The sequence below is a fragment of the Paracoccus maritimus genome, assembly GCF_025195095.1.
In the GTDB taxonomy this organism is placed as follows: Bacteria; Pseudomonadota; Alphaproteobacteria; order Rhodobacterales; family Rhodobacteraceae; genus Paracoccus; species Paracoccus maritimus.
The window spans coordinates 449,427-475,845 of sequence record NZ_JANAVZ010000002.1 but is presented as its reverse complement, the minus strand read 5'-3'; the positions used below and the strand labels follow the sequence as shown (position 1 = coordinate 475,845).

Annotated in this window: 24 protein-coding genes, 1 tRNA gene and 1 pseudogene; 7 read left to right on the top strand and 19 right to left on the bottom strand. The window is 63.7% G+C overall.

Annotated elements, in window-relative coordinates:
- Positions 1–17 precede the first annotated feature (17 nt).
- Positions 18–1,121 (top strand): ABC transporter ATP-binding protein, encoded by a 1,104-nt coding sequence (locus MU516_RS05310; protein ID WP_260276261.1) that lies wholly within the window; start codon positions 18–20, stop codon positions 1,119–1,121.
- A gap of 28 nt (positions 1,122–1,149) precedes the next feature.
- On the opposite strand, the gene MU516_RS05305 is transcribed toward MU516_RS05310, so the two are convergent.
- From MU516_RS05305 to MU516_RS05275, 7 genes are all read right to left on the bottom strand, one after another.
- Positions 1,150–1,497, bottom strand: coding sequence for an MmcQ/YjbR family DNA-binding protein (locus MU516_RS05305; RefSeq protein ID WP_260276183.1), 348 nt, complete (start codon positions 1,495–1,497; stop codon positions 1,150–1,152).
- Complete coding sequence (locus MU516_RS05300) at positions 1,494–2,837, bottom strand: cytochrome P450 (RefSeq protein ID WP_260276182.1); 1,344 nt, start codon at positions 2,835–2,837, stop codon at positions 1,494–1,496. Before MU516_RS05300 ends, MU516_RS05305 begins: the two co-directional genes overlap by 4 nt.
- A complete protein-coding gene (locus MU516_RS05295; protein ID WP_260276181.1) occupies positions 2,834–4,027 on the bottom strand; it encodes an alpha/beta hydrolase family protein in 1,194 nt (397 codons plus the stop codon). Before MU516_RS05295 ends, MU516_RS05300 begins: the two co-directional genes overlap by 4 nt.
- A gap of 59 nt (positions 4,028–4,086) precedes the next feature.
- Positions 4,087–4,773, bottom strand: a complete 687-nt coding sequence (locus tag MU516_RS05290; RefSeq protein WP_260276260.1) for a M48 family metallopeptidase — start codon at positions 4,771–4,773, stop codon at positions 4,087–4,089.
- A gap of 63 nt (positions 4,774–4,836) precedes the next feature.
- Positions 4,837–5,421, bottom strand: a complete 585-nt coding sequence (locus MU516_RS05285) for a DedA family protein (protein ID WP_260276180.1) — start codon at positions 5,419–5,421, stop codon at positions 4,837–4,839.
- Entirely contained in the window at positions 5,418–6,599 is a 1,182-nt protein-coding gene (locus MU516_RS05280; RefSeq protein ID WP_260276179.1) for a vWA domain-containing protein, read from the bottom strand. The genes MU516_RS05285 and MU516_RS05280 overlap by 4 nt, the downstream gene beginning before the upstream one ends.
- Positions 6,599–6,763, bottom strand: coding sequence for a hypothetical protein (locus MU516_RS05275; protein ID WP_260276178.1), 165 nt, complete (start codon positions 6,761–6,763; stop codon positions 6,599–6,601). The genes MU516_RS05280 and MU516_RS05275 overlap by 1 nt, the downstream gene beginning before the upstream one ends.
- Before the next feature lie 109 nt (positions 6,764–6,872).
- Between MU516_RS05275 and putA the strand changes: the two genes are divergently transcribed.
- Positions 6,873–10,316 (top strand): bifunctional proline dehydrogenase/L-glutamate gamma-semialdehyde dehydrogenase PutA, encoded by a 3,444-nt coding sequence (gene putA / locus MU516_RS05270; RefSeq protein ID WP_260276177.1) that lies wholly within the window; start codon positions 6,873–6,875, stop codon positions 10,314–10,316.
- 78 nt (positions 10,317–10,394) lie between these two features.
- On the top strand, positions 10,395–12,005 hold the full coding sequence (locus MU516_RS05265) for a GMC family oxidoreductase (protein ID WP_260276176.1): 1,611 nt from the start codon (positions 10,395–10,397) through the stop codon (positions 12,003–12,005).
- Between the two features lie 14 nt (positions 12,006–12,019).
- Here MU516_RS05265 and MU516_RS05260 read toward each other — a convergent pair whose 3' ends face one another.
- A complete protein-coding gene (locus tag MU516_RS05260; RefSeq protein WP_260276175.1) occupies positions 12,020–13,333 on the bottom strand; it encodes a GH1 family beta-glucosidase in 1,314 nt (437 codons plus the stop codon).
- 125 nt (positions 13,334–13,458) lie between these two features.
- Here MU516_RS05260 and MU516_RS05255 point away from each other — a divergent pair, with 125 nt between their 5' ends.
- From MU516_RS05255 to MU516_RS05245, 3 genes are all read left to right on the top strand, one after another.
- Positions 13,459–13,776 carry an alpha/beta hydrolase family protein gene (locus tag MU516_RS05255; RefSeq protein ID WP_260276174.1) on the top strand — a complete coding sequence of 106 codons (318 nt, stop codon included), beginning with the start codon at positions 13,459–13,461 and terminating at the stop codon, positions 13,774–13,776.
- A gap of 93 nt (positions 13,777–13,869) precedes the next feature.
- A complete protein-coding gene (locus MU516_RS05250; protein WP_260276173.1) occupies positions 13,870–14,202 on the top strand; it encodes an alpha/beta hydrolase family protein in 333 nt (110 codons plus the stop codon).
- Positions 14,203–14,440: 238 nt separating this feature from the next.
- The gene (locus MU516_RS05245; RefSeq protein ID WP_260276172.1) at positions 14,441–14,629 is read left to right on the top strand and encodes a hypothetical protein; all 189 of its coding nucleotides are present in this window, start codon (positions 14,441–14,443) and stop codon (positions 14,627–14,629) included.
- Positions 14,630–14,870: 241 nt separating this feature from the next.
- Here the strand turns inward: MU516_RS05245 and MU516_RS05240 are convergent, their stop codons facing one another.
- Complete coding sequence (locus MU516_RS05240) at positions 14,871–15,158, bottom strand: SH3 domain-containing protein (RefSeq protein ID WP_260276171.1); 288 nt, start codon at positions 15,156–15,158, stop codon at positions 14,871–14,873.
- A 278-nt stretch (positions 15,159–15,436) separates the two neighbouring features.
- Between MU516_RS05240 and MU516_RS05235 the strand changes: the two are divergent.
- Positions 15,437–15,689, top strand: a pseudogene (locus MU516_RS05235) (recombinase family protein); the annotation flags it as partial.
- Between the two features lie 80 nt (positions 15,690–15,769).
- Here MU516_RS05235 and MU516_RS05230 read toward each other — a convergent pair.
- The 10 genes from MU516_RS05230 to MU516_RS05185 form a co-directional block, all read right to left on the bottom strand.
- Positions 15,770–16,735 (bottom strand): cation efflux transmembrane domain-containing protein, encoded by a 966-nt coding sequence (locus MU516_RS05230; RefSeq protein WP_260276170.1) that lies wholly within the window; start codon positions 16,733–16,735, stop codon positions 15,770–15,772.
- The gene (locus MU516_RS05225; RefSeq protein ID WP_260276169.1) at positions 16,732–17,157 is read right to left on the bottom strand and encodes an amino acid kinase family protein; all 426 of its coding nucleotides are present in this window, start codon (positions 17,155–17,157) and stop codon (positions 16,732–16,734) included. Before MU516_RS05225 ends, MU516_RS05230 begins: the two co-directional genes overlap by 4 nt.
- 111 nt (positions 17,158–17,268) lie before the next feature.
- On the bottom strand, positions 17,269–17,883 hold the full coding sequence (locus MU516_RS05220) for a hypothetical protein (RefSeq protein WP_260276168.1): 615 nt from the start codon (positions 17,881–17,883) through the stop codon (positions 17,269–17,271).
- A 355-nt stretch (positions 17,884–18,238) separates the two neighbouring features.
- Positions 18,239–20,665: a DNA ligase D gene (ligD, locus tag MU516_RS05215; RefSeq protein ID WP_260276167.1), complete on the bottom strand. Its 2,427-nt coding sequence runs from the start codon at positions 20,663–20,665 to the stop codon at positions 18,239–18,241.
- Positions 20,665–21,504 carry a non-homologous end joining protein Ku gene (ku, locus tag MU516_RS05210; protein ID WP_260276166.1) on the bottom strand — a complete coding sequence of 280 codons (840 nt, stop codon included), beginning with the start codon at positions 21,502–21,504 and terminating at the stop codon, positions 20,665–20,667. Before ku ends, ligD begins: the two co-directional genes overlap by 1 nt.
- Positions 21,505–21,632: 128 nt before the next feature.
- Positions 21,633–23,819 carry a xanthine dehydrogenase family protein molybdopterin-binding subunit gene (locus MU516_RS05205; protein WP_260276165.1) on the bottom strand — a complete coding sequence of 729 codons (2,187 nt, stop codon included), beginning with the start codon at positions 23,817–23,819 and terminating at the stop codon, positions 21,633–21,635.
- 3 nt (positions 23,820–23,822) lie between these two features.
- On the bottom strand, positions 23,823–24,785 hold the full coding sequence (locus MU516_RS05200) for an FAD binding domain-containing protein (RefSeq protein ID WP_260276164.1): 963 nt from the start codon (positions 24,783–24,785) through the stop codon (positions 23,823–23,825).
- The gene (locus tag MU516_RS05195; RefSeq protein ID WP_260276163.1) at positions 24,782–25,303 is read right to left on the bottom strand and encodes a 2Fe-2S iron-sulfur cluster-binding protein; all 522 of its coding nucleotides are present in this window, start codon (positions 25,301–25,303) and stop codon (positions 24,782–24,784) included. Before MU516_RS05195 ends, MU516_RS05200 begins: the two co-directional genes overlap by 4 nt.
- Positions 25,304–25,685: 382 nt before the next feature.
- Positions 25,686–25,775, bottom strand: a tRNA-Ser gene (locus tag MU516_RS05190).
- A gap of 44 nt (positions 25,776–25,819) precedes the next feature.
- A complete protein-coding gene (locus MU516_RS05185; RefSeq protein WP_260276162.1) occupies positions 25,820–26,332 on the bottom strand; it encodes a hypothetical protein in 513 nt (170 codons plus the stop codon).
- Positions 26,333–26,419: the final 87 nt, after the last annotated feature.

The following is a 26,419-nucleotide window of genomic DNA, read 5'->3' as shown; positions in this document are numbered from 1 at the left end:
GCGACGACCCCAAGGCCATGATCGAATGTCAGGCGGTGCAAAAATACTATGGCGACTACCACGCGCTGCGGGGCATCGACCTGACCATCCGTGCGGGTGAGTTCTTTTCGCTTCTGGGGCCGTCGGGCTGCGGCAAGACCACGCTGCTGCGCGTGATCGCCGGGTTCGAGGATATCTCGTCAGGTGCGGTGTTGATCGACAGCAACCGCATGGAGGACGTGCCCGCGAACAAGCGGCCTACCAATATGGTGTTTCAGTCCTATGCGATCTTTCCGCATCTGACGGTGGCCGAGAATGTGGCATTCGGCCTGCGCCGCGATCCGCGCGGGAAGGACGAGAAGGCGAAACTTGTCGAAGAGGCGCTGGGGATGGTCGGCCTCAAGGGCTATGGGGGGCGCGCGGCGCATGCGCTGTCGGGCGGCCAGCGTCAGCGGGTCGCGCTGGCCCGTGCGCTGATCCTGAAGCCCAAGGTGCTGCTGCTGGACGAACCGTTATCCGCGCTGGATCGCAAGATGCGCGAGCAGATGCAGGTCGAGTTGATCAAGCTGCAGCGTCAGGTCGGCATCACCTTCGTTCTGGTCACCCATGACCAGGAAGAAGCGCTGGTCATGTCCGACCGCATCGCCGTGATGTTCGAGGGCGAGATCGCGCAGCTGGACGGGCCCGAGGCGCTGTATGCCCGGCCCGCGAACCGGCGGGTCGCCGATTTTATCGGCGTCATGAACTTTCTGCCAGCGCGAATCCTGAACGACTTGCCGGACGGCGGCTTCCGGGTCGAGGTGGCAGGGCTGGGCGAGGTCGATCTGCCCGCCCGGCAGGTCAGCCGCGCGAACCCGGATGATGACGGCGTAATGGTCGGGTTCCGTCCCGAGACGATGACCCTGATCGGTCCGGGTCAGTCCCACAACCAGGCGCGGGAAACCGCAGCGACCATCGACGAGGTCGTGTATTACGGCGACATGACGTATTACGATCTGCGACTGGACGGATCGGCGCGACTTGATGGCAGCCCGCGCCCCGTCCGGATCTCGATGCGCAACGTCTTTGGACGTGATGTGCAGGATGTCGGAACCCGCACGCGCCTGGCATGGTCACCCGGATCGCTGGTGCTGTTCCGCTGACGCCCGCCAGAAAACCGCGGGATCACGTTCAGGATGGCCGCGGTTTCAGGCTTGCCTGAACTTTCCGCGGCAAGCTTTTGCGAATGTTGTCGTAACTGACCAGAATCCTATGGCGCAGCTCGTCTTCGGGGCAGTCCATCGGTATTTCGACCCAACTGCGGTGAAAATAGGCGGCTCGCCGTGCGGGGCCTGCTTCAATCAGCATTTCTGCCGTTTCGATCCCGTCGGTCTTGACCGCGACGGCCTCGTTCATGGCGCCGATCAGCGCGAAGATCTTGCCGCCGATCTTCCAGCAATCATGTCCGCCGCCCCACGGGTCGCTGACCTCGGCGCCCGGCAGGTCAGCGCAGATCCTGTTGACGGTGGCACGGGTCATGGCGTCTCTCGGGGTTGCAGCCGGATCAGGATGCCGTCGCGCCCGCGCACGGTCAAGCGCGCGACAGGAACTGGTGCCTGTTGGCCCGGCGACAGGCGGAATGCCGCAGAGATGCGCGCCAGCATGACCACACCTTCCAGCATCGCCAGACCCGCACCCGGGCAGACACGCTGCCCCGACGAGAAGGGGACATAGGCGTCCCGCGCGCTGGCCTTACCGTCTTCTGTGTTCCAGCGGGCGGGGTCGAACATGTCGGGATTGCGCCACAGTCTTTCGTGGCGATGCAGATGCCATGGTGACAGGACAAGCTGTGCGCCGCGCGGCACGGCACGGTCCCGAAAACACTCGGGCTGCGCTGCCTCGCGCACCATCATCGGCACCGGCGGGTACAAGCGCAGCGTCTCGCGGAAAACGGCGCGCGTTGCCTTCAACGTGCTGACGGTGGAAAAGTCCGGGGTCAGGGCGCGACCCTCGGCGGCCACGCGATCCTGCCAGTCGGGGTTGGCGGCCAGCAGCCACAGCGCCCAGGCCAGCGCCGAGGCACCGGTTTCGTGGCCCGCCAGAAAGAAGATCGCGACCTGATCCACCATCTCGGCGCCGTCAAAGCAGTGCCCGGTTTCGGGATCGGGTGTCGTCATGATCTTGGTGGCCAGATCGTCGGGCGCGGTTCCGCCCGCGATGGCCTGAATGCGGCTGTCCACCAGATCCGCGATCAGTCCGCGAATCTGCGCCGCCGTGGCGCGCGTCCGACGCGAATGCCAGCGCGGCACCCACGCCGGCAGCGGCATCAGGGCGGCAAGGTTGACGATCGGCTGAGCCTCTTGATGGGCACGAAACGCATGGAACACGCGCGCCGCGATCCGATGTTCGATCGGCAGCGAGAACAGCGCTCGGAAGATGACATCGGCGGCAGCGTGGCTGGTTTCCGGTTCGATGTCGATCTCGCCGGGTTGCAGCCGTGCGATGGCCGCATCGGTGGCATCCCAGATGGCCGGAAACAGTTCGCGCAGCCGACCACCTTCGAAGGCAGGGTCGATGATTCGGCGCTGATGCGCCCATTCGGCGCCGTTCGTCACGAAGACCGAATTGCCAAGCAGGGGCGCCAACCCTTCGCGCAATCGGTCGGATTTCGGGAAATCGGCCGGGCGATCCTGCAGGATCAGCCGGACCAGGGCAGGGTCGTTACACACGAAGCTGTGGATCAGCGGGCTTCGGAATTCCGCCATCCATGCCCGGTAGAGACGGGCGGGCAGGGCCGACAGAAGGTCGCGCCGAAACGCGCGCGCCAGGCGCCAAACGGAACCGCGCACGTCGCTTGAACGAGGTTTCGGCGGGATCATCGCGCGACGCCCCGTCCCGCAGGCCGCGTGATGCGACCGGGGGAATGCGACCGGTGTGCAAATCGCTGCGCCAGCGACAGGGGACCGCTGGTGATGGCGAAGTAATCATAATCGCCGGGCCGGTCGAAGGCGCACAGATACTGAAAATGCAGCCGGAACCAGCGCCATTTCAGTTTCTTTTGGGCTTCGGGTGAAAGCGTCTGGGTGAACGCGGCCGACATTACCAGCGGCCACCGCTGCGCCGGTCCGGCGACGCCGGTCACCGCGACCGGATCGCACAGTCCGAAACAACAGGCATCGCCGGGCGCGCTGACATCCAGCCAGAAGATCTCGGGACGTTCGGACAGAAACGCCAGATCGGCGCGCAGCCTGTCTGCGCGCGGCAGGAACGAGGCCATCGGAACCACGTGCCCCAGCGTCAGCAGGGACAGGGCGGGACCGTCTGGTCGCAGCCGCCCCGCGCGGATCACGTCGGCCAGCAGCGATATGGCCAGATAGGCGCCCGAGGAATGCCCGACCACCAGCACCTCGTCCACGTCCTCGGCCAGCGCCTTGGCCAATCGGTCGGCGAATTGGTTCAGCCGGGTTTCCAGCGCGTCCGGATAGGCGCCGCGATGGCGGGCGGTGAACGCATAGTCATGCATCAGGTAATAGGCAAAGATCCTGTTATCGATCCGCCGGAACCCGGCCAGGACCGCGCACATCACGGCCAATCCGACCGGCAGGCCCAGCCACCAGCCTGCAACACCAGACCCCAGCCATGCCGCAGCCGATGCGGCCAGCAGGGCAATGATCGCCTGAACCAATAACACCGCGATCGGATACAGGGCCGCCAGAACCGGCCCGCGCCGCAGGCGCATCAGCCTGAACAGCGCCCCCGACCCGATATAGGCCCAGGCCGTCGTGACCAACTGAAGATAGGTGCCCGCGATGCCGCGCTGCATCGAATTCTGAACCAGATCGTCCCAGACCAGCACCTCGAACACCGCGTCGCCGGTGCCGTCCGCGAAGGCGCCATGGCTTCGCCAGCCGAATCCGACGGTTCGCGGCCGCGAGGTCATCTGGATCCTGTAGCCCGAGATGCGCGCCTGACGCGCCGCCTCGCGCCGATAGAGCTCGCGATAGCGACGGGGCGGGATGGGATCGAAGCCGGGGATGTACAGGATCTGTCGGCGAAAAGGGCGCGTCATCGAATTCCTCATTGACGCGCAGCAGTCTAGGAAAAATCCATGCGTCGGCAAGTCGTCGATCAGCGGTCGGACCAGCGCTGCTCGTGCGCCTCGATGGCGGCGATCCGGCGCGCGGTCGGCGGATGCGACAGAAGCCATGCGGGCGCGCCTGCGCTGCGATTTCCGGACAGGGCGTCCAGCTTGCGAAACAGGGATTTCTGAGGCTCGGTCCCGAATCCCGCGCGGGTCATCAGGGCGCTGGCGAACCGGTCCGCCTCGAATTCGTCCTGGCGCGACAGGCGGGCGGCAACCGCGCTGGCGACCATGCCCGCGATCCACGTTCCGAATCCCGGCAGGAACCGGCCCAGAATGCCGGCCAGGGCCAGCCGGATGGCATTCTGACCCGCGAAATCTATCATCCGGCGCCGGGCGTGGCCATGGGCCACATGGCCAAGTTCATGCGCGATGACGCTGGCAAGTTCTTCGGGGGTGACCTCGCAGGCGTCCAGCTTGCGGATGAAGCCACGCGTCAGGAAGATCCGCCCGTCGGGTGCGGCAAGACCGTTGACCGGCTCTACCTCGTAGATGTGCGCCTTGACCGGCGGCAGGTCCATCGCCTCGCCCAGACGTTTCAGCATCGGCGACAGGCGTGGATGGTTCAGTGGCGTCGATTTCTCGTTCAGTTCCTGCTTCAGGCGCCATGCGGAAAAGAACCACATGACGGCAAGATAGGCGATAAGCAGCAGGATCGGCGTCAGTTTCAGCATGTCGTCATATGTGGGGCGGCGGCGCGTGGGGATCAATCATGCTTTCGCGTCCTGTGGGCGATATTAGCAGGACGTGGCCCTTCGGTGCCACGCGCGCCGGATCAGCCAGAACAGCGCCGCCAGCGCCGCTCCGATTGCCACTGCCTTCAACGCCGCCGATTCGGTCCGGTGAACCTGCCGTCCAAGCACATGGCCGGCCAGCAGATGCAGGACTGCCCACAACGTTTCGCCGGCCACCGATGCGGCGACGAAACGCGGCAGCGCAATGCCGGATGCACCGGCGACATAGTTCATCGGCGGTCCCAATGGCGTCACAAGCCAGCGCGACAGGAATACCGCCAGCGTGCCGCGCCGTTCCAGCAGCCCGCGCGCCCGGTCCATGGCTTGCGCCGTACGGCGCCCGATCCGGCGCAGCCGCGGCTCGATCCGCCGCGCAAGCAGGAATGCCGTCGTGTCCCCCAGCGTGCCTCCCACGGCGGCGGCGATCACCAACTCTGGCAGTTGCATATGGCCGGTGCCCGTCAACGCCCCCGCCGTCAGCAGCAGGAACGAGGTCGGAACCGGGATCATCATGCAAGACAGGAAGGCCGAGACCGCGACGATCCACGGTCCCCATTGCGGCAACAGGGCCAGCAATTCGGCTTTCATCTCAGTATTCTCATCGCCTGGGTCAGCCCGTCCAGCGTCAAAGGCATCATCCGGTTCTCAAAGATCTGTCCGATCATGGCGATCGATTGCGTATGGCGCCAGTGTTTTTGCGGGACCGGGTTCAGCCAGACATGGTCGGGCCAGGTCCGGCACGCGCGGCGCAGCCAGGTCTCGCCGGTTTCGGAGTTCCAATGTTCGTTAGCACCACCCGGTGCGACGATTTCATAGGGCGACATCGAGGCGTCGCCCACGAAGATGCATTTGTAATCGCTGCCAAAGCGGTGCAGCACCTCCCATGTCGGGGTCTGCTCGGCCCATCTGCGGCGGTTGTCGGTCCACACGCCATCATAGAGACAGTTGTGGAAATAGAAGAACTGCAAGTGCTTGAACTCGGCGCGCGCCGCGCTGAACAGTTCGTTCACCAGCCGCGTGTGATCGTCCATGCTGCCGCCCACATCCAGAAACAGCACCACCTTGACGGCGTTGTGACGTTCCGGCCGGGTCTTCACGTCGATATAGCCGTGTTCGGCGGTCGAACGGATGGTTGCGGGCAGGTCCAATTCGTCCTCGGCGCCGTGTCGCGCCCATTGCCGCAATCGCTTCAACGCAACCTTGATATTGCGGGTGCCCAATTCCACGCTGTCGTCGAAATCGCGAAACTCTCGTTTGTCCCAGACCTTGACGGCGCGGCGGTGGCGGCTTGTGTCTTGCCCGATCCGCACGCCCTCGGGATTGTATCCATAGGCCCCGAAGGGCGAGGTTCCCGCCGTGCCGATCCACTTGTTGCCGCCCTGATGACGACCCTGCTGTTCGGCCAGACGTTCGCGCAGCTTCTCCATCAGCTTCTCGAAACTGCCGCTGCCCTCGATCTGCGCGCGCTCGTCATCGCTGAGCAGCTTTTCGGCCAATTTTTTCAACCATTCCCTCGGGATGGCCTGTTCATGGACCAGCGCCTCGACCGGGATCGTTTCAAGTCCTGCGAAGCTTTCAGAAAAGGCGCGGTCGAAGCGGTCCAGATGACGTTCGTCCTTCACCAGAACCAGACGGGCGAAGTGATAGAAACCGTCGACCGTCCATCCGGTTAGACCGACGCGCATGCCGGCCATCAGGTCCAGCCATTCCCGCAGCGAAACCGGCACCCCGTTTCGCCGAAGCGCGTCGAGGAACGGCACGAACATCAGATCATCCGGTCTATGATGACGGTGATCAGGACGCCCACGACACCAAGGGCCATCGCGAAGCCTGCAGCGTATTGCAACCGGTCGCGGATGTCGCCGCCCAGTTGCCCCGCGCGACGCCAGCCAAGGACTGCGCCAAGAAGAAGCGCTGCTATTATGATCATGGCTGCCTCTGTTGATCTTTCCTGCCAGCAGATAGACCGTGGGGAAATTGCGCGCAACCGCCCGGCGATTCGCGGTGCTGCGCGGGCAGGGTACTGAGAGGAAGGCGACATGATCCAACTTGACCACATCCGTCAGACGATCCGCGAATTGCATCTGGGCGACGAAGAACAGCTGATCGCCGGATTGATGCGCGACCTTGCCCCCGATGAATCTGCCCGCATCCGCATCGCTGCCAGTGCCGCCGATCTGGTCCGCGCGATCAGGTCCGACCGCAAACCGGGCATGATGGAAGTGTTTCTGGCCGAATACGGTCTTTCGACCGAAGAGGGCGTGGCGCTGATGTGTCTGGCCGAGGCCCTGCTGCGCGTGCCCGACGCCGAGACCATGGACGAACTGATCGAGGACAAGATCGCGCCGTCCGAATGGGGGCAGCACATGGGCAAGTCGTCCTCGTCGCTGGTCAACGCCTCGACCTGGGCGCTGATGCTGACGGGCAGGGTGCTGCGCGACGATCAGTCGCCGGGGATCGCAGGCCATCTGCGCAATGCGATCCGCCGCCTGGGCGAGCCCGTGATCCGCACCGCCGTTCACCGCGCGATGCGCGAGATGGGTCAGCAATTCGTACTGGGCGAGACGGTGAAATCCGCCATCAAGCGGGGTCGCGAACGGGTCGAGCAGGGATATACCTACAGCTACGACATGCTTGGCGAGGCAGCGCGGACCGAAAAGGACGCCCGCGCCTATCAGGCCGCTTATGAGGGCGCGATCAAGGCACTGGCCAGCGAGGCGAACAAGGGCGATATCCGCGACAATCCCGGCATCTCGATCAAGTTGTCGGCGCTGCATCCGCGATACGAGGAAACCCAGCGGGACCGCGTGATGGCCGAGCTGGTGCCGGTGGCGCTGCGCCTGTGCCGGATGGCGAAAGATGCCGGGATGGGGCTGAATATCGACGCAGAAGAAGCGGACCGGCTGGACATCTCGCTTGACGTCATTCAGGCGGTTCTGTCCGATCCTTCCCTGGCCGGATGGGACGGCTTCGGCGTTGTCGTCCAAGCCTATGGCAAGCGCGCCAGCGCGACCATCGACTGGCTTGATGCATTGGCCGAGCGACTGGACCGCAAGCTTATGGTCCGGCTGGTAAAGGGCGCCTATTGGGATACCGAGGTCAAGCGTTATCAGGTCGAGGGGCTGCCCGGCTTCCCGGTCTGGACCCACAAGCCCGCGACCGACGTGGCCTGGATCTGCTGTGCGCGGAAACTGCTGGACAGCCCGCGCATCTATCCGCAATTCGCCACCCATAACGCCCATTCCGTCGCCGCGATCCTGGAATTGGCGGGCGATGACCGGAACTTCGAATTTCAGCGTCTGCATGGCATGGGCGAGGCGCTGCACGACATCGTCAAGACGCGCCACAAGACCCGCTGCCGCATCTATGCGCCGGTCGGCGCGCACGAGGATCTGCTGGCCTATCTGGTTCGCCGCCTGTTGGAGAACGGCGCGAATTCCAGCTTCGTGAACCGCATCGTCGATGAGGATATCCGCCCCGAGGATGTGGCGCCGGATCCCTTTGCCGAATGGCTGGCTGTGGCCGGCACCCCGGCCCGCGGCGTGGTTCGCCCGGAAAAGCTGTTCGCACCCGACCGCGCGAACTCGAAAGGTTTCGATCTGCGCGATCCGCTGGAGCTGGCGCAGATCGAACAGGCGCGTGCGCCATGGGCGGACCACCGGTGGCAGGGCGGCCCGCTGTTGGCTGCGGACCGTGACGGCGCGGACCGCGAGACGATCGACCAGGTAAACCCTGCGCGCCCGAACGATCGGGTGGGGCAGGTGGGTTATGCCTCGCCGCAGGATATCGACGCTGCGCTGGACGCCGCCGGACCCTGGCAGGACGCGCCCGAGCGCCGGGCCGAGGTGTTGCGCCGCGCCGCCGATCTTTACGAGGAACATTATGGCGAATTGTTCGCCCTGATCGGTCGCGAAGCGGGCAAGTCGATGTTCGACGCCGTGGCCGAACTGCGCGAGGCGGTGGATTTCCTGCGGTATTACGCGAATTTCGCCACCGCAGACGCGCCGCGCGGGGTGTTTACCTGCATTTCACCCTGGAACTTTCCCTTGGCGATCTTTACCGGCCAGATCGCCGCGGCTCTGGCTGCGGGCAACGGCGTACTGGCAAAGCCGGCCGAAACCACCAGCCTGATCGCGTGGCGGGCCACGCAACTGCTGCACGACGCAGGGGTGCCGCGTCACGCCTTGCAATTGCTGCCGGGCGAGGGGCGTGTGGTCGGCACCGCACTGTCCAGCGATGCACGCGTGTCTGGCGTGTGTTTTACCGGATCGCTGCCGACGGCGCAGGCAATCAACCGGGCGATGGCCGAAAACCTGTCGCCGGATGCGCCGCTGATCGCAGAGACCGGCGGGCTGAACGCAATGATCGTCGATTCGACGGCGCTGCCCGAACAGGCCGTGCGCGACATCCTGGCCAGTTCGTTCCAGTCGGCGGGGCAGCGTTGCTCGGCGCTGCGCGTCCTCTATGTTCAGCAGGATGTCGAGGACAAGATTCTGGAAATGCTGCATGGGGCGATGGATGAATTGCGGATGGGCGATCCGTGGCATCTGGAAACAGATGTCGGCCCGGTGATTTCGTCCGCGGCCAAGCAGGGGATCGAGGATCACATTGCCAAGGCACGCAGCGATGGGCGCATCCTGCACCGGCTGAAGACGCCGGGACGCGGTCACTATGTCGCGCCTGTAACCATCCGTGTGAACGGGGTCGAAGACATCGAAAAGGAAATCTTCGGTCCTGTTCTGCATGTCGCGCGGTTCGACGCAAGCGACCTGGATCGGGTTCTGGGGGCAGTCAATGCCTCGGGCTATGGGTTGACCTTCGGGCTGCACACGCGGATCGACGACCGGGTGCAGCATGTCGACAGCCGTCTGAATGTCGGCAACCTGTATGTGAACCGCAACCAGATCGGCGCCATCGTCGGCAGCCAGCCTTTCGGCGGCGAAGGGTTGTCGGGGACCGGACCCAAGGCCGGCGGGCCGCATTATGTCCCGCGTTTCCGCGCGGCCCAGATCTCGCGCAAGCCGTCCGTGGCCGGCGACGAGGCCGACCCCGTTCGGATCCAGAAAGATCTGGACGGCGCGCTGACCGATACCGCGACGCCGCGCGAGACGGTCGTCCTGCCCGGACCGACCGGGGAATCGAACCGCCTGACCACCCATTCCCGCGGCACCGTCCTGTGTCTTGGTCCGAATGCGGAGGAACAGGCAGCCATTGCCGCGTCGCAGGGATGCGCGGCGGTCGTGGTGGGCGGGCATCTGGACGCCAATGCGTTGAAATCGCTGTCCGGCATGGCCGTGGTCGCGTTTGACGGCCCCGAGGAACAGGCCCGCCACTATCGGCAGGCGCTGGCCGCGCGCGACGGAATAATCGTCCCGCTGGTCTGTTCGGCCGAGCTGGCGTCCTATGCGATCCTTGAACGCCACCTCTGCATCGACACGACGGCATCGGGGGGCAACGCCTCTCTGCTGGCCGCGGCGGAATGACATGACGGAAAAGCGGGGCGCGCCACTGGTGCCCCGCCGCATCCTGCCATAGCTTTCCATCAGGATTTCGGGGGCAGGATGCACGATTTCGGCGAGTATGATTACATCATTGTCGGCGCGGGGTCGGCCGGGTGCGTGTTGGCCAACCGGCTGTCGGCCGATCCGAAGAATCGGGTCCTGCTGCTGGAAGCCGGCGGCAGCGACAATCGGCTGTGGGTGCATGTTCCCGTCGGCTATCTTTATGCCATGGGCGATCCGACGCTGGACTGGTGTTACCAGACCCAGCCCGAGCCCGGCCTGAACGGGCGTCGTCTGAACTATCCGCGCGGGCGGGTGCTGGGCGGCTGTTCCTCGATCAACGGCATGATCTACATGCGCGGGCAGGCGGCGGATTACGACCGCTGGCGACAGATGGGCAATGCAGGATGGGGCTGGCACGATGTGTTGCCCTATTTCCGCAAATCGGAACGGCACTACGAACCCGGCAGCGATCTGCACGGCGACCAGGGCGAGTTGAGAGTTGAACGACAGCGGCTGAGCTGGCCGATCCTTGACGCCGTGGCCGAGGCCGCGCAGGAACTGGGCCTGCCCGCCTGCACCGACTTCAACTGCGGTGACAACGAAGGCGTGGGTTATTTTCCGGTCACCCAACGCGCAGGCTGGCGCTGGAACGCGCGCAAGGCATTTCTCGATCCGGCCAGACGCCGTGCCAATCTGCGTATCCAGACCAACGCCCAGGTCAGCCGACTGACATTCGAGGGACGGCGTGCGACCGGCGTGATCTTCTCGCAAGGCGGACAAAGCTGGCACGCGCGTACCGGCTCGGAGATTGTGCTGGCTGCCGGTGCGATCAATTCGCCCGCGATCCTTGAACTCAGCGGGATCGGTCAGGCGCAGCGCCTTGCCGATCTGGGGATCCCGACCGTCCTGGATGTGCCGGGCGTCGGTGAAAACCTGCAGGATCACCTGCAACTGCGCACCGTCTTCCGCATCAGCGGGGCGCGGACGCTGAACGACAGGGCCAGAACCATCTGGGGCAAGGCCGGAATTGCGCTGGAATATGCGCTGCGCCGGTCGGGTCCGATGTCGATGGCGCCCAGCCAGTTGGGGATCTTCGCGAAATCTTCCGACGCGTTCGAAACGGCGAATATCGAATATCATGTCCAGCCTTTGTCGCTGGAAAAATTCGGTGACCCGCTGCATGATTTTCCGGCACTGACCATCTCGGTGTGCAATCTGCGCCCCGAAAGCACCGGGCACAGTCACGTCACCTCATCCGATCCGGGTGCCGCGCCTGCCATCGCGCCGTGCTATCTTTCGACAGAAGGAGATCGACGGGTGGCCGTCGAAAGCCTGCGCCACGCGCGGCGGCTGATGCAGACGCGCCGGATGGCGTCGTTCAACCCGCAAGAAATGAAGCCCGGCGCAGATCTGCAATCGGACGCGGAGCTTGCCCATGCTGCGGGCGATGTCGGCACCACCATCTTCCACCCTGTCGGCACAACGCGCATGGGACAGGACGCGGGCGCGGTGGTCGATCCGCAACTGCGCGTCAACGGGATCGACGGATTGCGCATCGCGGATGCCGGGATCATGCCGTCGATCATCTCGGGCAACACCCATGCGCCCGTCACGATGATCGCCGAAAAGGCGTCGGACCTGATCCTGGCCGCCGCGCGGCGCGGCTGATCGGCCTGTGCCGATCAGGCTGTCAGCATGGCCCGGATTGCGTGCCAGCTTGCCTTCGGCGTCCGCTTCATCGTGTCGTAATCCACATGAACAAGGCCAAAGCGCGGCCCATAGCCAAAGGCCCATTCGTAGTTGTCCAACAGCGACCAATAGAAGAAGCTGCGCAGATTGACCCCTGCGTCCAGCGCCGCGCGTGCCGCCCGCAGATGCCCGGCGATAAAGTCGATCCGGGCTGCGTCTTCGGTGATGTCGGCGCCCGCCGCCAGCGCCATGCCGTTTTCGGTAACGTGGATCGGCAGATTTACGACATGATCGCGCGACAGCCGGATCAGGAACTCGGACAGGCCCTCGGGGCGGATTTCCCAGCCCATCTGGGTCTTGGGCAGCGGACCGTCGGCCGCTTCATTGCCCGGCCAAAGCCCAGGCGCCGGGCCGTGCAGCTTGCGCGTGTAGTAATTGACGCCCAGCCAGTCCAACGGTGTGGCGATCAGGTCCATGTCCTGTTGCCAGCCATCCGGCAGATACGGTTCGATCCCCTTCAGCGCGGCCTTTGGATAACCCTGACCGCAGAGGGCGCGAATGAACCACTGATTGTAGATCGCATCCTGTATCGCTGCGGCATCTTCAGCCTTGGGGCTGTCATCGACCGGATGGGCGGTCTCGAAGTTCAGGACGATTCCCAGATTGCCCGCGCCCTCGGCGCGCAAAGCCTGCATCGCGGTACCGTGGGCCAGCAGCACATGATGCATTGCGCGGCTGGCTGCGCGGATGTCGCGCAGGCCGGGCGCGTGATGGCCCAGGAAATGCGACAGCCATGCGATGCACCACGGTTCGTTCAGGGTTGCGGTGCTGGCGACACGATCACCAAGCCGCTCGTGAACGGCGCGCGCATAATCCGCAAACCACGACGCGATATCGCGGTTCCGCCAGCCGCCCTGGTCGGCCAGCGCGGCGGGCAGATCCCAGTGATAAAGCGTCAGGAACGGCTGCAGCCCACGCGCCAGCATGCCGTCCACGAGACGGTCGTAGAAATCCAGCCCTTCGGGATTGAGATGCCGTCCGTCCGGCATGATCCGCGCCCATGAGGTCGAAAAGCGATAGGCGTCGAAGCCAGCGTCGCGGACCAGATCCAGATCGGTTTGCCAAAGGTGATAGTGATCGCAGGCGGTCGCGCCGCTGCTGTGGTCCTCGATGTTTCCCGGCGTCGCGGCGAAGCTGTCCCAGTGCGACGGACCCGCACCCCCGAACCGGGAACCTTCGATCTGATAGGCGGCGGTTGCGGCGCCGAAGACGAAATCCTGTGGAAAATCCGTGCGACGTGGCAGCATGTTCCCTCCATCCGTTTCCACCACCACGCTGCCATGCCGTGCCTGCCTGTGGAAGAGGGCTTCCTTGCCGGAGATCGCGCGCGCTGCAATGTTCGATACCCCTTCATGAACGAGGGGCAAACAAGATGCGTCACGCCATCCTTATCGCCGCGCGCTGCGCGAGTCCCGCGGCTGCCCATGAGCTGCTGGTCGAGAAACAGGAATTCACCTTGACCGATTTCACCACGCGCGGCGGCGAGGTGATCGGGCAGATGCGACTGGGTTATGAAACATACGGGACCCTGAATGACGACCGGGACGACGCTATCCTGATCCCGCATGTCTTCAGCGGCAACAGCCATGCCGCCGGCAGATACGCGGGCGACGACGCGGCACCGGGATACTGGGATGCGATCATCGGTTCGGGGAAACCCATCGATACAGACAAACGGCTTGTGGTATAGGTGGTCAGCCCCTTCAATCTGGCGGCCCACGACCCCAATGTCATCACGACGGGACCGGCCAGCACGAACCCTGACACCGGAAAGCCGTGAGGCATGGATTTTCCGATCCTGACCATCGGGGACTTTGTCGACACGCAAAAGGGCCCGATGGATCAGTTGGGTGTCGAGACATGGCACGCGGTCATGGGGGCCTTGATGGGCGGTTTGCAAAGCTATGAATGGGCTGCAAGCTATCCCGATCGGCAGACGCGCGTGATCCCGGTCATATCTTCGGGGTGGGCGGATGCCGACCTGATCGCATGGCTGGACGTCCGGGCCTCGCCCTTCCGCCTGGACCCGAACTGGAACGGCGGTGACTATCATGACGGGGATGCGCCCGAGGCAGGCTTGACCCAGGCGCTGAAGATCGTCACCCTGCATGCTTAGTCCGCAGAACGGTCGAACCGAACTTCGGTCGCGACTGGGCGCAGGCCGACCGTGATCCGGCCACGGATTTCGCGAACGAGTTTGCCGTCGTCGACACACTGAATGCCGCCGGTGCGGCGAGGGCGAAGACCTCGGATGACAACCATTTCCTATATCTGGCCAGGGCCAATCAGCTGTCGTCGCGGGCCACCCCCAGGAAGGACTTTATCAAGGGCTGCTGGATATAGATGTGCCGGTGATGTTGATTCACTTAGACGAGGATCTGGTCTTTCCGGGAAACGCGGTGCGAGAGACAGGGGCCATCATCAAATCCGACGGAACGCCGGCCGAGATGGTCGAGATCGAGGGCACCCGCGGTCATCTGGACGGTGTTCTGAACATCGCTCAGGCCGGAGACGGCATCCGCGCCTTTCAGGAGGCCGAGTAGGTCGTTGGACCCAAGCCCCCGCCGACCTCAGATCCGTGATCCGGTTGGCGCAGCGGTGGTGCCGGGCTGCGAAAGGGCGAACAACCGCCCTTTCACAACGCAATGACGCAGGCCCTGCCGACGCTGCCCAAACGCAGAACCGGGTCGCCCATGCCTTGGAAGTGGCGCGACGTCGGATCAAGCGCGCGGTCGGGCGTGCAACCTGCGCCGTTGGCGATCGCTGTGGCTGCGTTGTCGTGTTCTAGAAAACTGCCAGATAGTCAGCCGAGACATATCCGGTTACCCCGGGCTGCGCGGCCAAAGAGACCCTGCACCAGGTTTCCCCAGCGTCGGTCCGGCAGTCGCTGCGGTTCAGTACGGTGCCGTCCGGCAGACCCACGATCACCCTGTGTTCAAGTCCGGGACCTGATCGCAATTTCAGCAGGTCGTCCGGACCGGCCCCCTTGACGACAACGCGCCCGCCAGTTCCGGCGGTGCAACCTGCGACAAGAACAACGGCCAGCAAGGCCCGAATTGCGGTTCTGCTCATGGTGTCACCTCGATCATTCTGTATGTCAGCCCTGCTTTCACGTCGAAGCAGGTTCTTGCAACAGCAACATGATTTCCGGCGCCCGGTCGAGCATTTTCGCAATTTCGTGAGCAGGGTCAAGTTAGCCGAAACCTGCCGAACCCCTTTGGGGCTTGCAGCCTTGTATTTGTGATCACGAACCTGTTTCACCCGAGGCACGTTCATGCTCCTGTTCGCCGAGGCCGTCGCACACGCGATGACCTTGCGGCAAGACGACACGTTGCGGGTTGCACTACCTCGTCGAACAAGACGCCATCAAAGACCGCGCGACATGGGATCGGATCCACGCCATCCTGGAGGAAAGTCCGCGCAAGCGCGCCGCGCGCACCCGTGCCGAGATCCCGGCGCTCTTGAAGGGACTTTTATTCGCCACCGACGGCGTCGCGTTCAGGTCAACTCACATACGCAGGGGCGAAAAGCTCTCACGTGACTACACTCAGCCAGACCGTGTTGATGAAGCAGGGTGCCGGTTCCTGCTTGATCAGCCGCGTGACTTTCCCGATCTGAGGCGGCTCACACGATTGGACCACGTTCCGCCGCTGGTTCTCCGGCCCATCCGCGCGTCTCCTTGATCATTTTCGCTGATCAGGTCCTCCTGGCGGGGGATCTTTCCCATCGCTACCTGCGCTGGAGTTCATCCTGACTGTCCGATTGACAACAATCAGCCGCCAGGCATCGTTCTCCGCACCGATCTTGAGAGCCTCATCGACCGAAATGGCCCGACCGGTCTCTGGCTCGAGACTGGCGCGGACATAACGGCCCGTTTCGCGGACCTTGACGCCAGACCCCCAGCCCAGTTGTTCCAGGTTCCGGCCAATTCTGTCCACCAGCGGGTGAATGTCGGGGCTATCCAATTGTCGCGGTGCGCCGTCCAGCAACTCCGAGACGGAGATTCGCATCGCACGCAATCCGTCGCGCAGGATGTCGACGGCGATGAACCCGGCTGCGGCGGCGTCGGCCCACCACCAGCCCATTCCGATTCCCACGATTCCGGCAATTCCGGCCAACCCGGTCTTCCAATCCGCGGCATTCATCTGGGCGTCGGTATGCAGCACTTTATCCATGGTCTGGCGCGCAAGAGGCAATTTCTTGCGGCCGAGGATGACAGGCGGGACCACCGAATAGGCAAGCGCGACGATCATCAGCCATCCCAGCCAAAGATCATGGCCGAATATCTGCGTGTTGCCGATGGTGGGGGGTTCGCGAAGCAACAGCGCCGTGGCTGAGCTGTAGATCAGGAATGCGCCCATCGTGCTGAGCGCCGTTGCGGACAGAAAGAAGCCCAGTGATCCAACCCGATGAAAGCCATAGGGGTAGTGGCGGGTCGGTGCCTTCGTTTCCAGCCGACGTGTTATGAGGAAGAGAGCCGGAGGTATCAGACTAAGGGTATCTTCGATCCACGCCGTCTTCATCGCCTGGCTCGACCCCATGACCAGATACATGACGACGATGATGCTGATCAGGAACCCAAGGCTCCACCATTCCAGTCGCGCGGCCTTCGCGAGCTTTCTCTGGATTTCGTCAGGCAGTTCATTCATGGGGCAAACCTCGCCAGCGCCCGGTTCACGCGGATGAGGAACGCATTCTCGCCCTGCTTGACCGCCAGCACGCGCTGCTTCGTGTCGCCGCTCAGCCTCAGCTCTCCTATGGGATCGGTCAATGCGACGGAGTATTTGAACGGCGTGTCATCAGGGATATTGCCCGCGACAATCTGCACCGTACCTTCCTCGAGCATCGCAAAAAGCCTGTGCGGGTCATTTTCGATGATCCGGAGGTCGGCATCGAACGCGTCGGCGATGTGTTCGACTGCTGTTCGATCCGTCTTCTCCAAGGGCGTCAGCGCACCGACCTTCAACGTGCCGCCCTCGACCGATTGCGCGGTCTGATCGGGATCTGTGGGAAACCTGCAGGCTGCGAGGATCAGAACCGCGATCAGCAGACCCGCCCGCGCTCTGTTCATCTCGACCTCCTTGCCATCCTTGCTTTGCTGCGAGGACCTAACCGCTAGGTCGCAACGATGGTTTCACGAGTTTGGAGGCGACCGCCATGCTGATGATCGGCCCATCCCTCGCTACAGACTGCGCTGCATGTCCTGTTCAATCCTGCGACGCTCACGACGGCTTCGGATCTGTCGGGCGTAGAGAGAGTGCGGACGCAATCTGTCCGGACCGTCTCCGCGTTGCTCAACATCAAAGCTGCGTTGGGCCGCGACAATGCTGGACGTGGCCGCCGTGACGGCGACGACGGTGATGTCGATGCGCGACAGAGTGACCTCGACAGGCGAGCCTGAGGACCCCGCGCGCGCACGATCCAGCAATGTCGCGATTTCTCCGATATCGATCATGTCGCCAGTCTTCAGGGGCGTCTGCAGAGTGGACTTGTCCGAGGGATCCTGGCCACGCTCGTCCTGCTTGCCACGCTCTGCGACCGAAACCGTCTCTTCCCGATGATCGGCACTCAATCTCAGCAGGATGTCGAGGATATAGATCGGTTCGAAGCCGAGATTGCTGACCATGACCCGTCCTGACATGTCCCGTTTGCCGCCAAGGGTAATCAGGATCTCGGAGCGGCGCTGTCGCCGCAAACCCGAAACGAGGATGTGCAGATAAATCACCCAGACAAGCGCGGTCGTCAGGCCCACGACAACTTGCAGAGCAGAGCTATGCGTCTCGATCCATGCCAGCATGGACGCTGGTTATGCAATATCGTCGATCAGGACAATGTGATTTGCCGCCCGATAAAAAAGATCAACCCGAACATGTCGGATTTGCGGCCGGAAGAAAGCTGCAGCCACTGCCCGCCGAACAAATGTCGTTCTAAGTGCTGGCTACGGATCTACGTGGAACAGCGCCGGCAAATGATTGGGGCCTCGGTCGCAGGACCGCTCCGCATCAAGGGAAGAAGCCTTTCGATCACGAAAAGCCAGAAAAGCAAATCTGCAAAGGTTCTGCGGACGCGCAGAAAGAAATCTTCACTACGCTGGCAAACGCGCTGGCTTGGCTTGAATATCCATGTTGGAGGTTTCAGCCAAGGGATCGCCCTTACGCTGACCTCTTCATCGCTTGATCCAGTTCCTCGATGACGGGCCGGCTGATCGTCTGCGGCTTCGGGCGGGTCACGCCGTTCCAACGCCGATCCAGCGACTCTTCCACCGAGAAGGCCGAGGCTTTTCGGATGCCGGGCAGTTCGTCCCACCCGATGGGCATGGCCACTGGTGCGCCCGGCCTCGCCCGGATCGAGAACGGCGCGATCGCGGTCGAGCCGCGTTCGTTCCGAAGCCAGTCGATGAAGATGCGGCCCTCGCGACGGGATTTGGACATGCTGGCGGTAAAGCGCTTCGGCTCGCGCTGCGTCATCAGCGTGGCGATACCGCGGCAGAACAGCTTGGCAGTGTCCCAGCCAATGGTGCGACGCAGCGGAACGACCAGGTGAATCCCCTTGCCGCCGGATAGCATCGCCCAGCTTTCAAGACCCAGATCGCCGAGGGTTTCGCGCAGGTCGATGGCCGCGGCTTTCACCTTGGCGAAGCCGAGCCCCTCATCCGGGTCCAGATCGAAGACCAGCCGATCAGGCCTGTCCAGCCGGTCGCGCCGTGCGCCCCAGATGTGGAACTCGACCGTGCCCATCTGAACCGCGCCGACAAGCCCCGAGGCGTCGGTGACATAGGCATAGGGTTCGGAATCGCCGTCCTTTTCGGTGATCTCGACGATCTTCAGCGCCTTGGGAAATCCCTTGCCAGGGTGTTTCTGAAAGAACCGTTCGCCCTCCATACCCTCGGGCAGGCGCAGCAGGGACAGCGGCCGGTCGGCCGCCTCGCTCAGCATCGCCGGTGCGATCTTTTCGTAATATCGGGCAAGATCGGCCTTGGTCAGGCGGGGCTTGTCGAAGATGATGCGGTCAGGGCTGCTGACCGAGATCCCGGCGACGGTTTCGTGATCGTTCATGGAAACCTCTCGTTCGATGCGGACCTCACGGGCGGGCTTGTCCTCGCGCAGGCCCAGATAGGTGGCGTGGCGCAGGCGGCCTTGTGCGGTAAGTTCCGCGTACTCGACCTCGGCCACAAGTTCCGGCGAGACCCAGTTGACGCCGGAAACCTCGGATTTCGGTGCGGCAACCGGGGCGCTCCGGCGCGTCAGCGGGCGCAGCAGGCCGGCCAGTTCGGTCATGGTATCTTCATCGAAACCCGTCCCGACCTTCCCAACATACCGCAGGTTGCCGGCTTCTCGCGCGGCCATTGCAAGCGAAGCGAACGGACGTCCCGCCGCATCACTTTTCATCCAGCCGACAACGACGAACTCCGCCCGTTTGCGACATTTGATCTTCAGCCAGTCGGTGCCGCGCCTGCCGCGATAGGGACTGTCGCGCCGTTTTGCGATCAGCCCTTCGCCATGGGTCGCGCAGACCATCGCGAAGGCGTCCTTCGGATCGCCTTCGATGACCGGCGACAGGTCTAACGCGCCCATCCGCGGCACGGTCCTGAACAGAGACTCCAGTCTTTTTCGGCGCGTGGTCAGGGGTTGCTTGCGCAGATCCTGACCGTTCAGGGATAGCAGATCGAAGGCGACATAGCCAAAGGGTCCGCCAACCTTGATCGCATCCTGCAACGCGCTGAAGCCCTGCAGTCCCGCGCCTGCCACGATCTCTCCGTCGATCAGGGCGCTGTCGCAATCCAGATCGGCGAAGCCAGGCAGAAGCGAGGCGAAACGGTCACTCCAGTCATGGCCGTTGCGGGTGAAGGCCAAGGGGCCGCCCTTGCCAAGCGCGATCAGCGCACGATAGCCGTCCAGCTTCAATTCGTGCCAATGGGTTCCGGGATCGGCCAGGTCGTCTGTCAGCGTCGCCAGTTCCGGCGCGACATGACCGGGCAGCTTGCCGGCACGTTGGGGATTGATCGGCGCCGCCTCCTTGGCGATCTCGGCGAAGCTGCGCCCGGTCGAGACGCTGCGCTTGTACCGCCTGACCGGATCGGGCCGACCGGCCGCATCGTCATCGGACTTGATCAGCAACCAGTTCTGCCGTTTGTCATCGCCCAGCTTGCGGCCCTTCATCAGGATCAGGTTCCAGTCGCCGGTCATGCGGCGCCCGTGCAGACGGAAATGCAGATGGCCCTTTTTCAGGTCGCGCGGAATCGGGTCCAGCGGCTGCCACCAACCGATATCCCACAGCATGACCGTGCCTGCCCCGTAATTGCCTTTCGGGATCAGCCCCTCGAAGCCCAGATACGACACGGGATGATCCTCGGTTCTGACCGCAAGCCGCTTTTCGGATGGATTAAAGGATGGGCCGCGTGTGATCGCCCAGCTTAGCAGGACACCGTTCCATTCCAGACGTAGATCCCAGTGAAGGCGGGTCGCGCGATGGTTCTGGATCGAATAGCGCAACCCGAGGGCAGAGGCGGTGCCGGTCTCGGACGGTTCGGGCGTGTCGTCGAAGTTGCGCTTGTCGAGATATGTGCCCAGATCCGGCATCAGGCGGATTTCGACTTGGTCTTGGACGATGACCGTTTCTTGGCCTGGCCATCCTTCTTCAGGCTTTCCTTCAGTGCGGACATCAGATCGACGACGTTCTCGCCCGAGGGCCGTTCTTCGTGATCCCCGACCTTGGCCCGGGGTGTCTTGCGGTTCTTGCGCTTTTTCGCGATCAGGTCGCGCAGGGCGGAATTATAGTGATCCTCGAACGCTTTGGCGTCGAAGGGCCCGGATTTTCGCTGGATCAGCTGTTTGGCGACATCCAGCAGTTCCTTGTCGGATTTCGCGTCCTCAATGCCCGCAAACATCGGCTCGGCCTCGCGAACTTCATCCGCGTATCGGAGGGTTTCAAGCAGTAGCCCGTCGCCGCAGGGGCGTATCGCGCAAAGGTATTCCTTGCCGCGCATGGCCAGTTGCCCCAGGCCGGTCTTCTTCTCGGATCGCAGGGCATCGCGGACGACGCGATAGGCATCCTCGGCCAGTTCGTCTGTTGGGACAACGTAATAGGGTTTGTCGAAATAAAGGGGCGCGATCTCTGACTGATCGACGAATTGCACCAGTTCGAGGGTTTTCCTTGTCTCCAGCCGGATCGCCTCGATCTCGGTCGGCTCCAGCAGAAGATATTCGCCGTCGCCGGTCTCATAGCCCTTCAGGATCTCGTCGCTCTTGACCGGTCCGATGCCGGGAACGGTCTTTTCATAGCGGACAGGTTTGCCTGACGGTTGGTGGATCTGTCGGAAAGAGATCCGGGCACCACTTTTTGTGGCGGAATGCAATTCGACAGGGATCGAGACCAGAGACAGCCGCAGCTGCCCCTTCCAGACCGCGCGCGATGCCATGGCAACCTCCTTGTGAACCCGAAACTCCCCGGACGCGAGTTTGGTTCAGCGCCGACGGGGCAGGGCCATTCCCGCGAGACCTTCTTGCCGCATGGAAACGCACCCCAAGACGGTCATGCTTTGCCCCATCACGCGCCGACTGGATCAGGCAGGCGCCCTACCAATTTGTCAGGCGTCATCGGAAAGCTGTGCAACCGGACGCCGCAGGCGTTGTAGATGGCATTTGCGACCGCGCCGGCAGCGCCGCAGATGCCCAATTCTCCGACGCCTTTCGCCTGCAACGGGCTGGCGACGGTATCACGTTCCTCAAGCAGGATCACCTCGATGGCAGGCACGTCCCGATGCACCGGCACGTGGTATTCGGCCAGATCATGCGTCATTAGACGACCGGTGCGGTGGTCGAATTCCATTGCTTCGGTCAGCGCACTGCCGATGCCCCAGACCATGCCGCCGAGGCATTGCGACCGCGCCGTCTTGGCGTTCAGCACCCGACCGAAGCCGAAGGCGCCGGTCATGCGGCGGATTCGCGTCTCGCCGGTGAAGGCGTTCACCGCCGCCTCGCAGAAGAAGGCGCCATAGCTGGCCTGGCTGTAATCCTTCATGGTCTTTCCGGGTTCGATGCGGCCGGTCTCGACCAGGTCCTTGTCCAGTAACTCGGTAACGGGGCGGTCGTTCGCCAGCCCGTCCTTCAGCCGCAGCTCGTCCACATCGACACTCAGCTTGTGGGCAAGGGTGGCGCGGATCGCCTCGCAGGCGCGGAACACGGCCGATCCGGTCGAAGTCGCGCCCCAACTGCCGCCCGAGCCGGCCCCGGCCGGCAGGTCGCTGTCGCCAAGCGCCACATCGGTCCGATCTATGGGCACGCCCAGCATTTCGGCCGCGATCTGGCCCAGAATGGCATAGCTGCCGGTGCCCAGATCGGTCTGGTCGCTTTCGACCAGAACCCCGCCATCGGCACGCAGCGTCACCCGCGCCTCGGCCTTGGACAAGATGTTCACGCGCGCAGCCGAGGCGACGCCCATGCCGATCCACCATTCCCCCTCACGGCGCTGGCAGGGTTGCTGGTGGCGCTGGTCCCAGCCGAAGGATCTTGCGCCTCGATCCAGCGCCTCGGTCAGCATGCGCGAGGAATAGGGCAATCCCTCGCCCGGCAGTTCGGCGGGCAGATTGCGCTTTCGGAACTCGATCGGATCGATGCCTGCGGCCTCGGCCATTTCGTCCATGGCGGCCTCCAGCACCTGCATGCCCACCGCCTCGCCCGGCGCGCGGACCGAGCCTGCGGTGGTCAGCTGAACCCGCCCGATAGACAGCGCCAGTCTGCGGTTCTGTCCCGCATACAGGAACTTGGTCGCTTGCGTCACCGGCTCGGCGAAACCCTCGTCGGGAAGGTTGGTGACCCACGCCTCGTGTCCGATGCCGGTCAGTCGCCCCTGCCGGTCGCAGGCGAGGCGCAGGCGCTGGCGGGTCTCGGATCGGCGCGTGATCGTCTCGAAGACCTGCTGGCGGGTCAGGGTGACACGGACCGGCCGGCCAAGTTCGCGCGCAGCCAGTGCCGCCGAAACCGCATCATGGCTGATCCCCAGTTTCGAACCGAAGCCACCACCGATATAGGGCGACAGGATGCGGACATTCTTTTCGGCCACGCCCAGTGAATCCGCCAATTCCTTGACGTTGTATTTCAGCATTTGGAAACTGCCATACAGCGTCAGCTTTCTGCCATCCCAGTCCGCGATCGAGGCATGCGGTTCCATCGCGGCGCTGTTGTGGGCTTCGGTCGTGAAGGTCCGGTCGATGCTGAAGGCGGCCTCGTCCATGGCCCGGTCCAGATCGCCCAGTTCATCGGCCTCTTCACTCGGCTCGTATTCGACCGCCGCCGGATCGAAGTCCGCGTCCGTGGTCACGTCATAGTCCACCCGCAGCGCCTTGGCGGCGGCCGTCGCCTGTTCGAAGCTTTCCGCCACGACCAGCGCAACAGGCTGGCCATAGTAATCCACGGTCGTGACATCCTGTATCGGGGCCTCGCCTGCAGTGCCCTGCGCGTTGCGGCGCAGCATTGCCTGATCAGCATAGATCGCCAGCACGCCGGGCATGGCAAGAACCTCGTCACGGTGGATCCTGACGACCCTGCCGCAGCCGATGGTTGCACCGACAAGCACGCCTTCGGCGCAATTGGTCAGGTCATGCTCGGCCGCATAGGTGGCCTGGCCGCAAGCCTTCAACGCCCCCTCGGGGCGATCCAGCGGTTGGCCGATCACGCCCTGCGCGGTTTGGTCCAGCAGGTTACGCTGGTCGGGTGTGTCATAGCTGTCGGACATGGCCTATTCCTCCGTCGCTTCTGTCAGAACGGCGGCCAAGGCGCGTCTGGCCAGCGCAATCTTGAAGTCATTGCCGCCGCGCCCCTTTGCCTTGGCCAGCAGGGCATCGGCGGCCTGATCGAAGAGGGCGGGAGAGGGCGGCTGCCCGGTCAGGATCGCCTCGGTCTGGGGATCACGCCAAGGCTTGTGCGCCAGTCCTCCAAAGGCCAACGCGACGCGAGCGATCCGGTCTTCCCGAAGCTTGATCACCGCACCTACCGAGACGAGGGCGAAGGCATAAGACGAACGGTCGCGGATCTTGCGATAGATCTGCCGGCCGGCCACCGGTTCCGGCAACGTGACCCCGGTGATCACCTCGTCATCCCGCAACACGTTGTCACGGGCGGGATCGTCGCCGGGAAGTCGGTGGAACTCCGCCACGGGGATCAGGCGCGTGCCGCCTTGCCCCAGCACCTCGACCGTCGCATCCAGCGCGGTCAGGGCCACGGCCATATCGCCGGGGTAGGTCGCGATACAGGCTTCCGAGGTGCCGAGGATCGCGTGATTGCGATTCACCCCCTGCAGCGCGTCGCAGCCGCTGCCGGGCTGACGCTTGTTGCAGCGCGTGTCCGTGGCCATGAAATACTGGCATCGGGTGCGTTGACACAGATTGCCGCCCGTCGTCGCCTTGTTGCGCAACTGCGGACTGGCGCCGGCAAGAATTGCCTTCGCCAGCAGCGGATAATCGGCACGGATGCGCGGATCGGCCGCGCAATCGGCATTCGTGACCAACGCCCCGATCCGCAACCCACCTTCGTGCTCCGTGATGCGATCCTGTCCGGCACGAGAGATGTCCAGAAGTCGGCGCGGCGCCTCGACGTCCAGCTTCATCAGATCCAAGAGATTGGTGCCGCCTGCGATCAGCCGGTCTCCGGGCTGGTCCACGGGCTGAAGGTCGGCCATGCGACGATAGTCGAAGGGTCTCATGCGCCTTCCTCCGACTGCATCACCTCGCGGATGGCGGCGATGATATTGGAATAAGCCCCGCATCGGCAAAGATTGCCGCTCATCCTTTCGCGCAGTTCCTCGTCGCTGGGGGCGGGGGTGTCCGCGACGGCCTCGGTCACGGCGCTCGGCCAACCGTCGGCCAGTTCCTTCAGCATGGCGGTGGCCGAGCAGATCTGGCCTGGCGTGCAATAGCCGCATTGAAAGCCGTCATGGCTGACGAAGGCACGCTGGATGGCAGCCAGATTTTCGGGTGTACCGATGCCCTCGATCGTGGTGATCTGGTCGCCGTCATGCATGATCGCGAGGCTGAGACAGGAATTGATACGACGCCCGTTCACCATCACTGTGCAGGCCCCGCATTGGCCGTGATCGCAGCCCTTCTTGGTTCCGGTCAGTTTCAGGTCCAGGCGAAGGAAATCCAGCAGCGTCTGTCGCGGATCGCCCTGGAATTCGCGTGCTTCGCCATTCACGTCAAGCGTGGCGGAGGTGGTGGCCATGGCTGCATCCTGATCTGGCTGTGGCATGTCGGGTTCAACCGGCGGGCGCGCCAAGGGTTCCCGCCGCGCCAGCCGGAATCGAAACGGGCGGCCCCAGCGTACCGCCTGCCCGTGTCAGTCGTGATGGTCGGTCAGGTCTTTCAATTGGTCTTGGATGACCCGCGCAATGCGGTTCACGCTGCTTGCGCCCGGTATCGTCGATGCGAACCTGAACGTAGGGCAGAGCACGAACCTGACATCAGCTAACGCAATAGACGAGACGCCATCTGCTTGTGGTGATCAGAGAGAATTAGACGATAGTTAAGGGGCAAAACCTCGCGACACGTATGGATACCGGCCCTTCGTCCGCACCGCAGATATTGCCATAAATAGCAATATACCGTGGCGGAGGCGGTGGGATTCGAACCCACGGTGGGCGCTAACCCACGTCGGTTTTCAAGACCGGTGCATTAAACCACTCTGCCACGCCTCCGACCGGCGCAGACCTAGCCGGAGACACCCCGACGCGCAAGATGTTCAGCGACGGATCGTCACGACGTTCGAGGCACTTGCGATCTCGATGGCGGTGATGCCGGCAAGCTGACGATAAGACAGAGCGAACGCGGCCGTGATCTGATCCGTCTCGGCGCGTGCGGGCAGTCGCGCCGCCTCGCTGTCGGGCAATGGGGGCAGGCCGACCATTCTGAGGCGAAGGACGCCGTCCGCGTCAGGTGAAATGCGGCCGCGGGGTTGGGGACGTGCGGTCACGATCTCGACCGAATTGTAACCCTTGGTCGGGGCCATCGCGGTCACGACCAGCAGACGCCCTTCGTTCAGCGGTTCCCAACGCGCCCCAGTGATCTGCGGGATTCCCGGCCTGCTGTCCGCGAGGCTGGCATAACCCTCTTCCGGCTCAAGCGATCCGCCATCCGGCGTGCCACCGCCTCCGCCCAGCCAGCCCAGAGGGTTCCAGCCGCTGTCGCTGAAGCGCCCGCCGCAGCCAGACAGAACGAGGGTCGAGATCAGCAGCGGCGCGATCAGTTTCGTCATGTCACCATCCCTTCTTTGGCCCGATTGTTAGGCGAAAGCGCGGCGCGGTGAAAGCCTCTTTGACCTTGCCCGCGCATCGCGTTAACC